The sequence below is a fragment of the Streptomyces sp. NRRL WC-3618 genome, from assembly GCF_001280005.1.
In the GTDB taxonomy this organism is placed as follows: domain Bacteria; phylum Actinomycetota; class Actinomycetes; order Streptomycetales; family Streptomycetaceae; genus Streptomyces.
In genome coordinates, this window is record NZ_LGDW01000051.1 from 38,900 (window position 1) to 54,774 (window position 15,875).

Below are 15,875 nucleotides of genomic sequence, written 5' to 3' on the forward strand. Positions count from 1 at the left end.
CGACGGTAACTTCCGCTCCGTAAAGGAACCCAGTGCTGGAGGATCTATGCACGGGCCCACTCCGCCCCTGCCGCTGCCCACCGACCAGCTGCAGTTCGCGATGCCACCGATGTACGAGTCGCTCGACGACGAGCGGAGGCACCGCAAGGAACGGCTGGCCGGGGCGATCAGGCTGTTCGGGCGCTTCGGCTTCGAGGACGGTGTCTCCGGGCACATCACGGCGCGCGACCCGGAGTACGGCAACTGCTTCTGGGTCAACCCGTTCGGGATGCCCTTCAAGTACGTCACCGTGAGCGACCTCGTCATGGCCAACCAGGACGGGCAGGTCATCGAGGGCCGCTACCACATCAACCAGGCCGCCTTCACCGTGCACGCCCAGGTGCACGCCGCCCGTCCGGACGTCGTCGCCGTGGCGCACTGCCACTCGGTGCACGGCCGCGCCCTCTCCGCCCTCGGCGACCTCCTCGACCCGATCACCCAGGAGAGCTGCGCCTTCTACGAGGACCACGCGCTGTACGACACCTACACGGGCGTCGCCGTGGACGCCGACGAGGGCCGGCGCATCGCGTCCGCACTGGGCTCCCGCAAGGCCCTCGTGCTGCGCAACCACGGGCTCCTCACGGTGGGCGACTCGGTGGACGCGGCGGCCTGGTGGTTCCTGTCGATGGAACGGTCGAGCCAGGTCCAGTTGACGGCGAGGGCGGCGGGCCGGCCCATCCTGATCGACCACAAACAGGCGGTCTCGACATGGGAGCAGCTCGGCGGTGACCTGGTCGCGTGGATCAACTACCAGCCGCTGTGGCAGGACATCAGCAGGAGCGAACCGGATCTGCTGAGCTAGCGGTCCTCCGGAAACCGGAAACCCCGGGTGGCCCCGAAACCCCGGGTGACCGTGAAATGCCGGGTGGCCCTGAAACCCCAGGCGGTCCCGAAACGCCTGGCGGGTCAGAAACCCCGTAGGACGGCCGCCTTGGTGGTCGTGAACTCCTCGTCCGTGAGCACGCCCTCGCGGTGCAGTTCGCCCAACTCCCGGAGCCTGCGCAGGAGTACGTCGTGGTGTTCGGACGGGGGCGGGACGGCGGGTGTGGGCCGGGGGCGTTCCCTGGAGTCGGCCGCCCGGGTGGAGGGGTGCGGCAGACGGGCCGTGACCGCCGTCGCGACGAGGGCCGTGAGCAGGTCGCGGCGCGCGCTGCCCCACAGATCGAGGGCGTAGGGGTCCTTCTCGGGCGGCAGCTTGGAGAAGACCGACTCGCGGGTCACGAAGCGCATGAAGCCGTCCTCGTAGCCGGAGTTCGGCAGCCAGTCGACCTGGACGAGATCGTGGGTGGAGATGATGCGGGGGCCGGTGGCCCGCTTGACCCGGTCCGACGTGTCGGCCCAGTCGATTCGGACCTGCGTGCCGTCGAAGGACACCATGCCGTCGCTGGACCGCACCGACACCGGCACGGGCGGACCCGGGAGCAGATACGCCTTGGCCGGTTCCTCGGGCACCGGATCGAGGAGTAGGGCGTGGCGGATCTCCTCGGCGAGGTACTCGGCGATCCCGGACCGGTCGATGTCCACGGTCAGCCGGTACGGGTCGGCCGCGTCCGGCAGCCGGCCGCCGGTCGCCTGGAGCAGCGGGTCGGCTCCCTCGCGGAGCCTGAGCCGCAGCCGCCCACGCTTGCGTTCGGGTTCGTAGACGATGCCCGAGACGGCCTCCAGGGGCACGGTGACCTCGCCGTACGTCTGCCGGAACAGCGGCACGGAACGGTGGAGCCCCGGCGTGATCCTGACCGTGCTGCCGTCGAAAGCCCAGGCTCCGTCGCGCTGGATGATCTCGGCCATACGCGAATTCTCGCAGCCGGGTCAACACGGAGGTCACGGTTTCACTCGCCCTTTCCGCTGCCCGGGCCAACCTGCCGCGCGCGACGGGTGTTAGGTAGGGCACAATTCGCTCTCGTCGTAGGGGAGTTGCGAGGCCAGGATTCGGGCCTCCGGAAACCCTGCACGTTCCGGTGTTTTCTGGTGCATACCGGTGCGCCGATGTCCTGGTTCTTGATGTGTGGTGTCGGGTGTGGGGAAGGCGGGCGTCGGGCGTGGCGGTGTCGGAGGCGAGGCAAGGTGTGCTGCCCGGGGAACACGGCGGCGGCTGTACCTGTGGGGACTGCCCGCACGGGGCGCGTACGGGGCACCGGCGTGCGGTCGCCGAGTTCCTGCTCATGCGGGAGGGGTTCGCGGCGGGCCAGGGACTGCCGGCCGCGGTGGCCCATTCGGCCTCGGCCTCCCGCCAGTGGGTCTCGGACGAACTGACCCAGTCCGCCGCCGTCGTCGCCGAGCGCGGCCGGGCCGAGGGCGAGGTGTGGCTGGCGCGGCTGTGGCGCCGTACGGCGTTCACGGTGTGGGCGCTGATCGCCGTCCTGCTGCTCGTGCAGGCACTCACCGCGATCGGGGCGGGCTGGACTGCCGCCCGGACGGCCGGACTGGTGGCCGCCGTACTCGTCGGCGGTGCGCTGACGGCCGCGTCCTGGTTCCACCGGGCGCGGGGCGGGGCGCTGGCGCCCCTGATCGGCGAGGACAACCGCCTGTCGACCTCCCGTGTGGTGGCGGCGAGTTGGGTGCTGTTCGTGACGTACGCCGTGCTGGTCCTGGTGGGCCGGCTGGCGGCGGCCTCCGGCCACGTGGAGCGCGACGCGCTGATCGCAGGCCTCGAACTCGCCCGGGGCGCGGGCGTCGTGACCGTCCTCGCGGTGGTGTGCGCGATCGCGGTGCTCGTGCGCAGGGTGGTCGGCCTGCGCGTCCTCGGCCAACGCCTGCAGAAGGTACGTGCGGACCGCCCGCGCGCGGCCGACCTCCTGACGGACGACGCGGGCCGCGGCACCTTCGCGGACATCCAGTACGTGATGATCGGCACGGTTGCTCTCCTGTTCGCGGTCGTACGGCTGGCCCGACGTCCGGATCAGCTGCCGGACCTGCCGTGGGGGCTGGCGGTGGTGGTGCTGGTGTCGGCGGCGACCTATGTGGCCGGCAAGTACGCCGAGGGAGGCCGCCCGGTGATCCTTTCGGTCGTGCGGTCCCGGGAGGCGGGCGACCTGGACGCCCCGATCCGCACCGGCGACGACATTGAGATCCGAGGCGCCGGCTTCGTGCCCCCGGGTGCGGGCACCGCCGACCGGCTGTCCCGCATGGTCGTCCGCATCGGCCCCGTCCACGTCCACGTCCCCCTGGTCCCGGTCCCCGGCGGCTTCAGCAACCCCCGGGACGAGGTACTGACGGTGCCTGTCCCGGCCGAGGTGGAGCCCGGTCGGGTGGAGGTGCAGGTGGTGACTGCGGCGGGCGTGGAGACGAACCGGTGCGTGATCGATGTGACGGACTGAGGGACTGAGGTACTCAGGGCTGAGGGTGAGGGGACTGGCGGGTTGAGAGCTGACGGGCTCGCGGGCTGAGGGGGCCTCCTCGCGGTGGTTGCTTGCGGTTCTGTGTGCGTGCGGGCTTGCGGGTAGGGGCGGGCTGCTGGTGACGGCCAGCCGCTCGGGCGACCCCCAGCACGTCTCCGCCCGCGCTGGTGCGGCGACTGCGCCGGCGCGGTGCCCGGGGCCGGCGGATCGCTTCGACCGCTGCCGCTCCCCAGACAAAGGGCGGAAAAAGGCCGTGCCAGGAGTGAGCGAGGCCACGTTGTCGTGCGTATCGTCTGTTGAGGGGTCAACGGTGGCAGGCGAGAGGCGGCTAGGGCGATGGCTCACAGCAGTCGAAAGGACACGCGCTCCCCTTATCTCGACGGCGACCGGGACTGGCGGGACACCGCCACTCGCTACGCCCTACTGCCCCTGCGCGTCTTCCTGGGCATCACCTTCATCTACGCCGGCCTGGACAAACTCACCGACAGCTCCTTCTTCGCCGACTCCGGATCAGGCTCCGTCGGTGATCTGATGCGTACGGTCCGTGACTCCTCCGCGATCCCTGCTCTGGTGGACCTCGCCCTCAAGAACCCCGCCGGCTTCGGCTACGCCATCGCCTTCGGCGAGCTGGCCGTCGGCATCGGCACCCTGCTCGGACTCCTGGCCCGGCTGGTGGCGCTCGGTGGTGCGCTGATCTCCCTCAGCCTTTGGCTGACCGTGAGCTGGGCCTCCGATCCGTACTACTACGGCAACGATCTCCCCTACCTGATGGCCTGGATCCCTCTGATCCTCGCCGGCGCGTCCGTCTTCTCCGTGGACGCTGCCCTGCGGGCGCGACGGAGGCAGCGGTCCGGGGGATTGCGGTAGCAGGCGGTGGGGAGTCGGTGCGCGTGAGCGTGCCGACAGGGGGCGTTGAGCTCCGTCAGTTCGGTATCTCCGGGGGCCTTGACGGTGCTGCCGTATCCGTCGTGGGTCCGGTGGACGTTGCCGAGCGGCGAGCCCTTGTGCGGCGGCGTATCGCCCCGGTGAGGAGGGCCACCACGCCTGCCAGGGCCAGGCCGAACATCAGGAGCGGGAACAGCGCGAACCAGGGTGTCTCCCAGGCGCCGCCCGCGTCGCCCACGTACGTTATGCCGGCGATGGTGACGAAGATGCCCGCGATCAGCTTGCCGGGCTGGAACTCATGACGCAGCACGGGTCACCTCCGCCTGTCCCAGGCCGACTCCGAGGTCGAGGTCGACCGTGCCGGTGCCGGCACCGCCGCTCGCCGGCGACAGGGTGACCTGCTTGCGCTTGCCCGGTGCGACGTCCACGTCCTGCTTGTCGTCGCCGGGCAACTGGATGTCGCCGATGCCCACTTCGATCTCCGCCTCCACCGTCACGCCCTTCGGCACGATCACTTCGATCCGGCCCACGCCCACCTCGACCGCGGTCCTCACCGTCTGCCCCTTGGCAAGGCGCAGATCGGTCAGGTCCAGCGTTGCGACGCCCGTGCCGACGTCGTATCTCGGTAGCACCTTTGTCACCGCGGTCGGTGTCCATTCTTTGCGCACCCAGTGGGTGCTGACGCCCTGGGGCAGTGCCGCCGAGCCTGCCAGCAGAGCCGCCGTGATGATCGCCAGGAAGACCGAGCCCGCTCCGGTACGGCCGAGGAACGCGCTGACCGCGATGCCGACCCCGAGCACCGTGAGGGCGCAGGCCAGGCCGGTCTGCAAGCTGGCGGCGAGTGGCTGGTCGTACCATCGCGCGGCCGTGCCGGAGAAACCGGCCAGCAGGGCCAGCAGGAAGATCCAGCCACCGATCCACCGTGGGCCGCGCGGCTTCGGCTGGCGGGGCCAGGCCTCCCGTATGTCCGGGTACCGGCCGCCGTAGTTGCCGTGGGTGATGTTGACCGCCGCCGCGATGTCCCGGTCGCGGGTGTCGTGGGGACCCCAGAGATATCCCGTACCGCCGACGTGTGTGCCGTCCTTGACGATGGGGTCACGCCACCACGAGGGGTAGGAAGAGGGGGCCGGGGGCGCCTGGGCCTCCGGGGGTGCGTCGGCGACGGCCTGGGCGGCCAGCGGGTCAGGGTCGGGGGCGCCACGGTTGCGCGACCAGTAGCCGGCGCCCGCGAGGAGGATGGACAGTATGACGGCGAAGGAGAGCACCCCGCCGTTCTTCAGCATCGTCAGGAACACACCGCAGCCGACCAGCGCGAAGAGGACGGCTGCCAGTGCCTGGCCGTCCACTCGGCCGGTGAGCAGCTTGCGAACCTCGTTCTCCTCTTCGTCGTCGTACGCCACGAACAACCAGGCGAAGCCGTAGAAGATGAGGCCGAGGCCGCCGGTCGCGGAGAGCACCGCGAGGGTGATCCGAAAGATCACCGGGTCCATGTCGCAGGTCCGCCCGAGCCCGGCGCACACTCCGCCCAGCATCTTCTGCCGCCGGTCGCGCTGGAACCGGGCCGGCAACTGCTCGTCGGTCATGGCGGTCGTGGAAGTCGAGGAAGTCGTGGCGGATGGTGCGGACGGGCGGGGAGTTGCGTGTGCTCTCGCTCCCGTGTCCGTTGGTGCGCCCGCGTCCGTGTGCTCGGGCGCGCGCGGTTCCCCTTTCTCCGTGGGCGGGGTCGCCGCGGCGGGTGCGGCATCCTGCGGCCCGGCGCCCTGGGTGGGGCGCGGGCCGGAGCCGGGTCCCGGACCCGTCGCGGCGTGTGCGTGATCTGTCATGCGTCCATGGTGGCGCGTGAGACGGCCCGGCGGCAGTCGGAATGACCCTGGGCGAACCCTGATATCGGCCCTGAGACGGGGCGGGGGAAGCGTTCGACGGCAGGTCGGCCCGAAGATCAGGGGAGTCTCGGGGGCGGACCCTGATGCCCGGGCCCGCCGGGCGTGTGAACATCGATGGCATGCCGGAAGCCGCTGCGTTGCCACTCGTCGAACCGCGGCCCTCGCGCAAGCTCTACCGCAGCAGCGACGGACGCTGGCTCGGAGGCGTGGCGCGAGGGCTCGCCGGGCATCTCGGGCTGCCTGTGATCTGGCTGCGCCTCATGTTCGTCGGCCTGTTCATGGCGGACGGACTCGGTGCGCTGCTGTATGCGGCCTTCTGGTTCTTCGTTCCGCTCGGTGTCGGCGGCGTCGACGCCCAGCGGCCCCCGTCCCTCGTCAGTGCCGAGACCGCGCCCGACGGCCGTCGCAGACTCGTCGCCCGTAAGCCGGACAAGGGGCAGATGGTCGCCCTGCTCCTCATGGTCGTGGTGGCCATGGTCTTCGTCGGCAACGTGAATCTCGGCGGGGGCGCCAAGGCCTATCTGTTCCCGATCGTGCTCGTCGCCGCCGGCGTCGCCCTGGTCTGGCGCCAGGCGGACAACGCACGGCGGGCCCGCTGGATGGAGGTCGGCGGTCGCCGGCGCACCCTCACCCTCCTCCGTACCGCGGCCGGCGTCCTGCTGGTCACGGCGGGTGTCTCCGGCGTGTTCGTCCTACAGGGATCCGCCGCCCACCTCGGCTCGGTGCTGCAGGCCGCGCTCGCGGTGCTGGTCGGGATCGCTCTGCTGGCCGGTCCGTATCTCGTCCGGATGACCCAGGACCTCTCCGAGGAGCGCCTGATGCGCATTCGCGCACAGGAACGCGCGGAGGTCGCCGCTCATGTGCACGACTCGGTGCTGCACACCCTGACGCTGATCCAGCGCAACGCGGAGAGCGCGAACGAGGTGCGTCGTCTCGCCCGCGCCCAGGAGCGCGAACTGCGCAACTGGCTCTACAAACCGGAGGGCACCGGTAAGGAGGAGGCCGACGAACCCGGCACCCTCGCCGAGGCGGTGCGACGCAGCGCGGCCGAGGTCGAGGACAAGCACGGCGTCCCTATAGAGGTCGTGGTCGTCGGTGACTGCCCGCTCGACGACAGAACGGGCGCACAGATGCAGGCCGCGCGGGAAGCGATGGTGAACGCCGCCAAGTACGGTGGCGAGGGCGGCGCGGTGCAGGTCTACGCCGAGGTCGAGGGCAGGACGGTCTTCGTGTCCGTCCGGGACCGTGGACCCGGCTTCGACTTCGACTCGATACCCGCCGACCGCATGGGCGTCAGAGAATCGATCATCGGCCGTATGGAGCGCAACGGAGGTACGGCGCGGCTGCGCGCGGTACCGGACGGCGGCACGGAGGTCGAGCTGGAGATGGAGAGGGCGGAGAGCACGTCATGAGCGAGGCGCACGGGGAGAACAGGCAGACCGAACCGGCCGGTTCGGCGGAGTCGGACGGACAGGCCGCGGTTTCCGGACCGACGGCGTCTGCTGAGTCCGCACAGGCAGGCGGGTCTGCCGCCGACGGCGGCGGCAGTGGGGACGCGAGCGGGCGGCGGGTGCGTGTGGTTCTCGTCGACGATCACCGTATGTTCCGGACGGGTGTTCAGGCCGAGATCGGGCAGACCGAGCGAACCGGCGTCGAGGTGGTCGGCGAGGCCGCCGATGTCGACCAGGCGGTCACCGTCATCACCGCCACCCGGCCCGAGGTGGTCCTCCTCGACGTCCATCTGCCGGGCGGGGGTGGCGTCGAAGTCCTGCGCCGTTGCGCCCCGTTGATGGGCGACGCCGAGCGGCCGGTGCGCTTCCTGGCGCTGTCCGTCTCGGATGCCGCGGAGGACGTCATCGGCGTGATCCGTGGCGGCGCACGCGGATACGTGACGAAGACGATCACGGGCGTTGACCTCGTCGACTCTGTTTTCCGCGTCCAGGACGGCGACGCCGTCTTCTCGCCGCGGCTCGCCGGGTTCGTTCTGGACGCTTTCGCGTCCACGGACGCCCCGCCGGTGGACGAGGACCTCGACCGCCTCACTCAGCGCGAGCGGGAGGTGCTGCGGCTGATCGCCCGGGGGTACGCGTACAAGGAGATCGCCAAGCAGCTCTTCATCTCCGTGAAGACGGTGGAGTCGCATGTGTCGGCGGTTCTCAGGAAGCTGCAGTTGTCCAACCGGCACGAGCTGACGCGGTGGGCCACGGCACGGCGCCTCGTCTAGCGGGTTCGCCCGCTCTCACACCACCCTGGTGGCGCCCGCGAACGGCATCTCGTTCAGAGGTGCCACGCGTACCGGCGCCGACGGGTTGGGGGCGTGGATCATCTGGCCGTGTCCCACGTAGATGCCCACATGACTGATGCCCGAGTAGAAGAACACCAGGTCGCCGGGGAGGAGTTCGGACTGTGAGACGCGCTGGCCGGCGTTGATCTGGGCGTAGGTCGTGCGGGGCAGGGAGATGCCCGCGTTGCGGTACGCGGCCTGGATGAGGCCCGAGCAGTCGAAGGCGTCCGGGCCGGTGGCGCCCCACACGTAGGGGCTGCCGAGCTTCTGGTAGGCGTAGGAAACGGCCGCCGCAGCACGCGAGTTGGGTGCCGCGGCCACGCTGGTGGTCCCGGCGGGCCCGGACACCCCGGGGGCGTCGGCGACGCCGGCTGATCCCAGGCCCTCCCGCGCACTCCCCGACGACCGCGACGCGTGCCCAACGCCCCAGCCCGTGCCGTGGCTTCTGCCGTCCGCCGTGAGCCGGGTGCGGTCCTCCGTGCTCAGGTGGGACAGCAGTTGGCGTGCCTCGCCCAGCTTTCCCGTCACGGTCTGCTTGTGGTGGTTCAGCTCGGCCTGACGGGACTGGAGGGTGGTCAGTTCGACCTGGGCGGCCCCGCGCAGCTGCTCGATCTCCCGCAGCTGCTTGCGTACGCGGGCCACGTTCGACGCCTGTCTGCTGCCTGCCCGCTCGGCGAAGGCGGCGCCGTCCAGATAGCCGTCGGGATCGTCGGAGAGGGCGAGTCGCAGTGCGGGATCGAGGCCGCCGGAGCGGTACTGCGCCGCCGCCATCGAACCCAGCCCCTCGCGAGCCGAGTTGAGCCGCTCCTCCTTGCGCGCCGCCTCGTCCCGCAGGCCGTCCAGCCGTCGCTCCGCCCGCTCGGCCTTCTCCTTCGAGCCGTTGTACTTCTCGGTGGCGACCTCCGCCTCCTCGTACAGCTTGTTCACCTTGGCTTGGACCTGCGCCGGTGTCAGTTGTGGTTCGGCGTATCCGATGCCGTCGAAGCCGGTCGCCGTCGCGGCGCCCGCGAGGGCGATCGTCGCGGCGGTGCGGGCCGTATTGCCGTTGAGCGAGCGCTGTCGGGGCTTGCGGTGCGCTGCCACCGGGGCGTCACGTCCTTTCGTACGACCGCCACTGCGACGACCGCCGGACGGCTGCCTGGGAAGCGGACCCAGGAGGGCGGTTGCGCGTCCGGCGACGGTCCGCACAGGGGGAGCGGTCCGCCGCCGGACTTTCTCGGCGGTGGTGTCCGACTGCCGCCCCTGGCCCGGGCGGCGGTGGGGAGCCGGCCACCTGGAGGAGGACGCTAAACCTGAGTGCGGTGCGGGGGTAACGGGATGTACGGAACTGGCGTGAGCCGACCGCCGGGTGACCGCATACGACTGTGATCCAGTTCCGGCGCCGCTGTCTTCGCGCAAACGCCTGACCGATGCCGAGGTTTACGGGGCGGGTGGGGGTGACAGGGTGCTATGGGGTGCATATATGCGAGGCCCCCTTCTCCCTCGCGTCCTCCCTCCCGGCCGCCGTGCGCACGACGGGCACCGAGCGCCTCGCGAAGGCCGTGCCGTCAACCCGGTGTACCTGGTGGGTGTGCTTCAGGCCGGGCGCACCACGCTGTGGATCGTCGACTCGCCGTCGTAGAAGATCGATTCCTCGCGGACGTACGCACCCGGCTTCGGCGCGTGGATCATCATGCCGTTGCCGATGTAGAGGCCGACGTGGCTGATGTCGTCGTAGAAGAAGACCAGGTCACCGGGCTGGATGTCGGAGAGGGAGACCGTCGTGCCCGCGTTCACCTGGTCGTAGGTGGTGCGCGGGAGGGTGACTCCGGCGGCCCGCCAGGCGGCCTGAGTGAGACCCGAACAGTCGTACGAGTCGGGGCCGGCCGCGCCCCAGACGTACGGCTTGCCGACCTGCGCGCGTGCGAAAGCCAGGGCCTTGTCGGCCTTGGTGGCGTACGAGGAGGCGGGGACCGTCGTCGCCGGCGTCTGTGCGGCGCTGCTGCCCGCCGACGGCTGCGCCGCCGCCGTGGCCGCCGCTTCCTGTCGGCGCTGCTCGGCCTCCTGCTGCTGCCGGGCGAGTTCCTCTGCCTGGCGGCGCGCCTCCGCCTGCTTCTCCCGCTCGATCGCCGCGAGGCGCAGCTTCTCCTCGGTGGTGAGGCGGGAGAGCAGCCGGCGGGCCTCCACGAGCTTCGTCTGCACGGCGGTCTTGGTGATCTGGAGTTCGTCCTGGGAGTGCGTGAGCGACTCGAGGCTCACGGAGGCCTCCTGGCGCTTCCGCGTCGTCTCGGCCTGCTCGGTGAGGTAGTCGTCGACCGCGTCCTTCTGGCGGGCGGTCAGGCGGTCCATCAGCTGGTTCTGGTCGAAGTAGTCCTGTGGGTCGTCCGCGAGCAGGAACGTCGCCGTGTCCGGAGCGGCGGACCCGGTGCGGTACTGGGCCGCGGCGAAGGATCCCAGCTTCTCGCGCGCGTTGTTGAGCTTCTGGGCGCGCTGGGCCACATCCTCCATCAGAGCGTCGACTCGTCCCCGCTGCTTGGAGGTCTTCTCCTTGGCGGCGTTGTACTTGTCGGTGGCGGACTCGGCCTGGCGGTACAGGTCGCCGACCTTCGCCTCGACCTCCTCCATGCTCGGCTTGTCGTCGGACGAGGGAACCGGGGGTGTGGAGGGAGCCGTGGGTGCGGCGTTGGCGGTCTGGGAGAGCAGGGCCACGGAGGTCAGGGCCGCCGTGGCGAAGGCGGGGGTCCGTAGGCCTGCTACGCGCGTTCCCGTAGGGCGCGACTTGCGGTGCGACGACGCCAAGGGAGGCGACTCCTTCCACGTTCCGCCTACCGGGTTAGCTGTCGGGTTCGGGCGGGTGGTTCGGAAGGTTTGCCCTACGGTCCATGCCCTGGACGGCAATTGGACCGATTCACCCCAAATGCTCGGTGGGTCCCCGGCTCCTGCCGCACAGGGCGGCACGATCGGACTCGGCGGAGGCCGCGCGGCCCGGCGATGTTCGCCGGTGGAGATCGAGCGGCCTTACGGCACGCTAACCAAAAGGTGTGGCTCCTGTGAAGGTTGGTGCCCGCTATGCCCGATACGTTTTTGTGACCTCAGCCCTAAACATGGCTCTGTGTGGTCGATCGGGAATCGTTCGTGGTGATTATTGATGAATCATTCGGTTAACGTCGATTTGATCCCATCGTCCGTCGAGATCCGGTCGGCCGGTGCGGATGCCGGGGGATGTTTTCGGGGTGGGGCCGGGCTGTCAGTGGGGAGGCCTAGACTCGGAGAGCGATGAGCAGCCTCTTTGACGACAGCTTCCTGGCGGACCTCCAGGGCCCTCGGGCCCACGCGGAGGAGCCCCCGCCACCGCCCGAGGACGAGCATGTGCCGGAGCCCGTTCCGGACGACTTGTTCGGCGGGAAGTTCGACGCGCCGCCGGACCGGGACGCGTACTACCGCGACGGCGCCCCGCGACCCGTGGTGGACCCCGCCGCGCTCCTCGAGGGGCTGAACGAGAACCAGCGGGCCGCCGTCGTGCACGCCGAGACCCCCCTGCTCATCGTCGCGGGCGCCGGGTCCGGCAAGACACGTGTGCTCACGCACCGCATCGCGTATCTGCTCGGTGAGCGGGGCGTCCACCCCGGCCAGATCCTCGCGATCACGTTCACCAACAAGGCCGCCGGCGAGATGAAGGAGCGCGTCGAGCAGCTCGTCGGCCCGCGCGCGAACGCGATGTGGGTGATGACCTTCCACAGCGCGTGCGTGCGGATCCTCCGGCGGGAGAGCAAGAGGCTCGGCTTCACCTCCTCCTTCTCCATCTACGACGCCGCCGACAGCAAGCGGCTGATGGCGCTCGTCTGCCGCGATCTGGACCTGGACCCCAAGCGCTTCCCGCCCAAGTCCTTCAGCGCGAAGATCTCCAACCTGAAGAACGAGCTGATCGACGAGGAGGACTTCGCCGCCCAGGCGAGCGACGGTTTCGAGAAGACCCTCGCCCAGGCGTACGCGATGTACCAGTCGCGGCTGCGTGAGGCCAACGCGCTCGACTTCGACGACCTGATCATGACGACGGTCAACCTGCTGCGGGCCTTCCCGGACGTCGCCGAGTACTACCGCCGCCGCTTCCGGCACGTCCTGGTCGACGAGTACCAGGACACCAACCACGCCCAGTACGCGCTGGTACGGGAACTCGTCGGCACCGCCGAGCACCCGGTGGACGTACCGCCGAGCGAGTACGACCTGCGCCCCGCCGAGCTGTGCGTCGTGGGCGACGCCGACCAGTCGATCTACGCCTTCCGGGGCGCGACGATCCGCAACATCCTCCAGTTCGAGGAGGACTACGCGGACGCGACGACGATCCTGCTCGAACAGAACTACCGCTCCACGCAGACGATCCTGAGCGCCGCCAACGCGGTCATCGAGCGCAACGAGTCCCGCCGCCCCAAGAACCTGTGGACCAACGCGGGCGCGGGCGCGCGTATCACCGGCTATGTCGCCGACACGGAGCACGACGAGGCGCAGTTCGTCGCCGACGAGATAGACCGGCTGACGGACGCGGGTGACGCGAAGGCGGGCGACGTCGCGGTCTTCTACCGGACGAACGCCCAGTCCCGGGTCTTCGAGGAGATCTTCATCCGCGTCGGCCTGCCCTACAAGGTCGTCGGCGGCGTCCGCTTCTACGAGCGCAAGGAGGTCCGGGACGTCCTGGCCTACCTGCGTGTCCTCGCCAACCCGGAGGACTCGGTGCCGCTGCGCCGCATCCTCAACGTGCCCAAGCGCGGTATCGGGGAGCGCGCGGAGGCGATGATCGACGCGTTGTCCCAGCGCGAGAAGATCAGCTTCCCGCAGGCGCTGAAGCGGGTGGACGAGGCGTACGGAATGGCGTCGCGGTCGACCAACGCCGTCAAGCGGTTCAACACGCTGATGGAGGACCTGCGGACGATCGTGGAGTCGGGCGCGGGCCCGGCGACGGTCCTCGAGGCGGTTCTCGAACGCACGGGCTACCTCGCCGAGCTGCAGGCGTCGACAGACCCCCAGGACGAGACCCGGATCGAGAACCTCCAGGAACTCGCCGCGGTCGCCCTGGAGTTCGAGCAGGAATCAGGGGCGGCGGCGGAGGCCGAGCAGCCCGTCGAGGGCGAGGCCCCGGCCCCGGCCGGACTCGCCGCTTTCCTGGAGCGGGTCGCCCTGGTCGCCGACTCCGACCAGATCCCCGACGAGGACGACGACGGCTCCGGCGTCATCACCCTGATGACCCTGCACACCGCCAAGGGCCTCGAGTTCCCCGTGGTGTTCCTGACCGGCATGGAGGACGGCGTCTTCCCGCACATGCGTGCCCTCGGCCAGGTCAAGGAGCTGGAGGAGGAACGGCGGCTCGCGTACGTCGGCATCACGCGCGCCCGCGAACGGCTGTATCTGACGCGGTCGTCGCTGCGCAGCGCCTGGGGGCAGCCGTCGTACAACCCGCCCTCGCGGTTCCTGGAGGAGATCCCGGCGACGCATCTGGAGTGGAAGCGCACAGGCGCGATGGCTCCGGCGACGTCCTCGGGCCCTGCTTCCGGGGTGGCGTCCTCCCTGTCGTCCTCGCGCTCACGCTCCGCCGCCTCGGGCGCGTCCGGATTCGCCACGCGCCGGGGCGGTGCGGAGAAGCCGGTCGTCGCGCTGGCCGTGGGGGACAGGGTCACGCACGACCAGTTCGGTCTGGGCACCGTGGTGGGCGTGAAGGGCACGGGCTCGAACGCCGAGGCGACCGTCGACTTCGGCGAGGACAAGCCGAAGCGGCTGCTGCTGCGGTACGCGCCGGTGGAGAAGCTGTAGCCGGACACCCGGGCATCGTCGATGCCCGGGTCACGCCGGTAACCAGGTACGAGACGGGACCGGACGGGTCCGGACGGGAACTACGTCGGGTCGAGGCCGTGGCTGCGCAGCCACGGGAGCGGGTCGATCGCCGAGCCGCCGGCGGGCCGTACCTCGAAGTGGAGGTGCGGGCCGGTCGAGTTGCCGGAATTACCGGAGTACGCGATGGGGTCGCCGGCCTTGACCGTCGTACCGGACGCCACCTGGTAGCTGGAGAGGTGGCAGTACCACGTCTCCGTGCCGTCCTTGTCGGTCAGGATCAGCATGTTGCCGTACGCGCTGTTCCACTGCGTGCGGACGGTGCCGTCGGTCGCGGCCATCACCGTCGTGCCGTACGAGACGGGGAAGTCGATCCCGGTGTGCACGGACATCCAGTTGATGCCGGCCTGGCCGAAGTAGGCGCTGAGGCCGCGCTGTGCGACCGGGAGGGCGTACTTCGGGCGCAGTCGCTCCTTGCGGGCCGCTTCCGCGGCCGCCGCCTTCTTCTCGGCGACCTGCTGGGCCTTGAGGTCGATACGTTCCTGCGTCCGGCTGGCCCGGTCGGCGAAGTCGTCGGCGCCCGCGGAGAGGCTCTCCAGCTGGGAGTCCAACTTGTTGTTCGCGGTGGACGGCTTTACGGCGACGCCGTCGGACGCGGACGTCGTCCTGTTCTGCTCGCTGTCACCGCTCATCCCGCCCACGGAGGCGGCGGCGATGCCCGCGACCCCCATCACACAGGCGGACGGAACGGCGATGGTCAGCAGAGCGGAACGTTTGGCCGGGGTACGCCGCCGGGACCGGCCCGCGCTGCGCGCCGCCGTACGGGACGCCGCGCGCCCGCCCCCGGGCACCGCGCCGAGGTCGGCCTCTTCCTGGCCGTCCAGCAGCGGGGCCTCGGCGGGCAGTTCGCCGTCGGTGACGAGGTCCGAGTCGTCGTGGTCGAGGGCGTGCCGGTCGTCCTCCGCTACGTCGGTGGCCTGCTCGTCGTACGCGTGCTCACGCGCGTCGTCGTACTCGGCGGTCGGATCGGGCGTGCTGTCCGCGCCGCTGTCCGAGTTCCACTGGGTGGCGTCGTACACACCGGTGTCGAAGGCCTGCGTGCCCCATTCCCAGTGCTGGGTCTGGTCGGCGGGGCCGGCCTGCTCGGGCTGGAGCCAGGCGCTCGCGTCCCACTGACCGCTGGCGTCGGCGCCCGGAGGCGGCGTCTGCGCGGGGATGTCGGCGAGTTGCTGGTATCCCGGCGCCCATGTGGTGGTGTCGTACGCCCCGGTGTCGTAGGCGGCGTGATGCTGGGCCGCGTACGGGTCGTAGTTCAGGGTGTGGTGACTGCCGGTGGGCCACTGGGAGTTGTCGTGCGCACCGGTGCCGTCGTCGCCCGGCATGTTGCCGAAGAGCGGGTCGGTTTCGAAATTTCCCGTGGCGGTACCCGTGCCCAAGTTCGCGTCGAAACCGTTGGCGAAGGTGGGGTCGTACGTGGTGAAGTCACCGAAAGGAACTTCCTGGGTGCCGTACGACGGGTAATGGGCCGTCGCGGCATCGGAAGCCGGAGTCGGGGAGGTCATGGTCCCCGACGGGTGAGGTTCGTTCACCAACTTCTCTTTCGCCTCGACAACAGGGGCTGGCAGAGCAGTGCGGCGACTGTACCCG

Annotated in this window: 12 protein-coding genes and 1 riboswitch; of the genes, 6 read left to right on the top strand and 6 right to left on the bottom strand. The window is 70.3% G+C overall.

All coding sequences use genetic code 11. From position 1 onward, the window contains the following. Positions 1-46 precede the first annotated feature (46 nt). Positions 47-841, top strand: coding sequence for a class II aldolase/adducin family protein (locus ADL01_RS07490; protein WP_053741109.1), 795 nt, complete (start codon positions 47-49; stop codon positions 839-841). 104 nt (positions 842-945) lie between these two features. Here ADL01_RS07490 and ADL01_RS07495 read toward each other — a convergent pair whose 3' ends face one another. After that, positions 946-1,827: a DUF4429 domain-containing protein gene (locus ADL01_RS07495; RefSeq protein ID WP_053741110.1), complete on the bottom strand. Its 882-nt coding sequence runs from the start codon at positions 1,825-1,827 to the stop codon at positions 946-948. 251 nt (positions 1,828-2,078) lie between these two features. Between ADL01_RS07495 and ADL01_RS07500 the strand changes: the two genes are divergently transcribed. Next, positions 2,079-3,356, top strand: a complete 1,278-nt coding sequence (locus ADL01_RS07500; protein WP_053741111.1) for a hypothetical protein — start codon at positions 2,079-2,081, stop codon at positions 3,354-3,356. A gap of 357 nt (positions 3,357-3,713) precedes the next feature. Then, positions 3,714-4,244 carry a DoxX family protein gene (locus ADL01_RS07505; protein ID WP_053741112.1) on the top strand — a complete coding sequence of 177 codons (531 nt, stop codon included), beginning with the start codon at positions 3,714-3,716 and terminating at the stop codon, positions 4,242-4,244. Between the two features lie 55 nt (positions 4,245-4,299). On the opposite strand, the gene ADL01_RS07510 is transcribed toward ADL01_RS07505, so the two are convergent. Beyond that, positions 4,300-4,572, bottom strand: a complete 273-nt coding sequence (locus ADL01_RS07510; RefSeq protein ID WP_053741113.1) for a hypothetical protein — start codon at positions 4,570-4,572, stop codon at positions 4,300-4,302. Continuing rightward, positions 4,559-6,085 carry a PspC domain-containing protein gene (locus ADL01_RS07515; protein ID WP_053741114.1) on the bottom strand — a complete coding sequence of 509 codons (1,527 nt, stop codon included), beginning with the start codon at positions 6,083-6,085 and terminating at the stop codon, positions 4,559-4,561. The genes ADL01_RS07510 and ADL01_RS07515 overlap by 14 nt, the downstream gene beginning before the upstream one ends. Positions 6,086-6,264: 179 nt before the next feature. Here ADL01_RS07515 and ADL01_RS07520 point away from each other — a divergent pair, with 179 nt between their 5' ends. Beyond that, a complete protein-coding gene (locus tag ADL01_RS07520; RefSeq protein ID WP_107090833.1) occupies positions 6,265-7,557 on the top strand; it encodes an ATP-binding protein in 1,293 nt (430 codons plus the stop codon). Continuing rightward, positions 7,554-8,369, top strand: coding sequence for a LuxR C-terminal-related transcriptional regulator (locus tag ADL01_RS07525; protein ID WP_267889905.1), 816 nt, complete (start codon positions 7,554-7,556; stop codon positions 8,367-8,369). Before ADL01_RS07520 ends, ADL01_RS07525 begins: the two co-directional genes overlap by 4 nt. Before the next feature lie 15 nt (positions 8,370-8,384). On the opposite strand, the gene ADL01_RS07530 is transcribed toward ADL01_RS07525, so the two are convergent. Continuing rightward, entirely contained in the window at positions 8,385-9,512 is a 1,128-nt protein-coding gene (locus ADL01_RS07530) for a C40 family peptidase (RefSeq protein WP_053741116.1), read from the bottom strand. A gap of 492 nt (positions 9,513-10,004) precedes the next feature. Beyond that, positions 10,005-11,207 (bottom strand): C40 family peptidase, encoded by a 1,203-nt coding sequence (locus tag ADL01_RS07535; RefSeq protein ID WP_053741117.1) that lies wholly within the window; start codon positions 11,205-11,207, stop codon positions 10,005-10,007. A gap of 7 nt (positions 11,208-11,214) precedes the next feature. Continuing rightward, positions 11,215-11,390: riboswitch (cyclic di-AMP (ydaO/yuaA leader) on the bottom strand. A 294-nt stretch (positions 11,391-11,684) separates the two neighbouring features. On the opposite strand from ADL01_RS07535, the gene pcrA reads away from it, so the two are divergent. Continuing rightward, on the top strand, positions 11,685-14,210 hold the full coding sequence (gene pcrA, locus ADL01_RS07540) for a DNA helicase PcrA (protein ID WP_053741118.1): 2,526 nt from the start codon (positions 11,685-11,687) through the stop codon (positions 14,208-14,210). 80 nt (positions 14,211-14,290) lie between these two features. Here the strand turns inward: pcrA and ADL01_RS07545 are convergent, their stop codons facing one another. Next, positions 14,291-15,790 carry a M23 family metallopeptidase gene (locus ADL01_RS07545; RefSeq protein WP_053741119.1) on the bottom strand — a complete coding sequence of 500 codons (1,500 nt, stop codon included), beginning with the start codon at positions 15,788-15,790 and terminating at the stop codon, positions 14,291-14,293. Positions 15,791-15,875 lie beyond the last annotated feature (85 nt).

Coding starts and splice junctions, on each gene's coding strand:
- ADL01_RS07490 (WP_053741109.1), top strand. CDS start 47: ATGCACGGGCCCACTCCGCCCCTGCCGCTGCCCACCGACCAGCTGCAG.
- ADL01_RS07495 (WP_053741110.1), bottom strand. CDS start 1,827: ATGGCCGAGATCATCCAGCGCGACGGAGCCTGGGCTTTCGACGGCAGC.
- ADL01_RS07505 (WP_053741112.1), top strand. CDS start 3,714: ATGGCTCACAGCAGTCGAAAGGACACGCGCTCCCCTTATCTCGACGGC.
- ADL01_RS07515 (WP_053741114.1), bottom strand. CDS start 6,085: ATGACAGATCACGCACACGCCGCGACGGGTCCGGGACCCGGCTCCGGC.
- ADL01_RS07520 (WP_107090833.1), top strand. CDS start 6,265: ATGCCGGAAGCCGCTGCGTTGCCACTCGTCGAACCGCGGCCCTCGCGC.
- ADL01_RS07525 (WP_267889905.1), top strand. CDS start 7,554: ATGAGCGAGGCGCACGGGGAGAACAGGCAGACCGAACCGGCCGGTTCG.
- pcrA (WP_053741118.1), top strand. CDS start 11,685: ATGAGCAGCCTCTTTGACGACAGCTTCCTGGCGGACCTCCAGGGCCCT.
- ADL01_RS07545 (WP_053741119.1), bottom strand. CDS start 15,790: ATGACCTCCCCGACTCCGGCTTCCGATGCCGCGACGGCCCATTACCCG.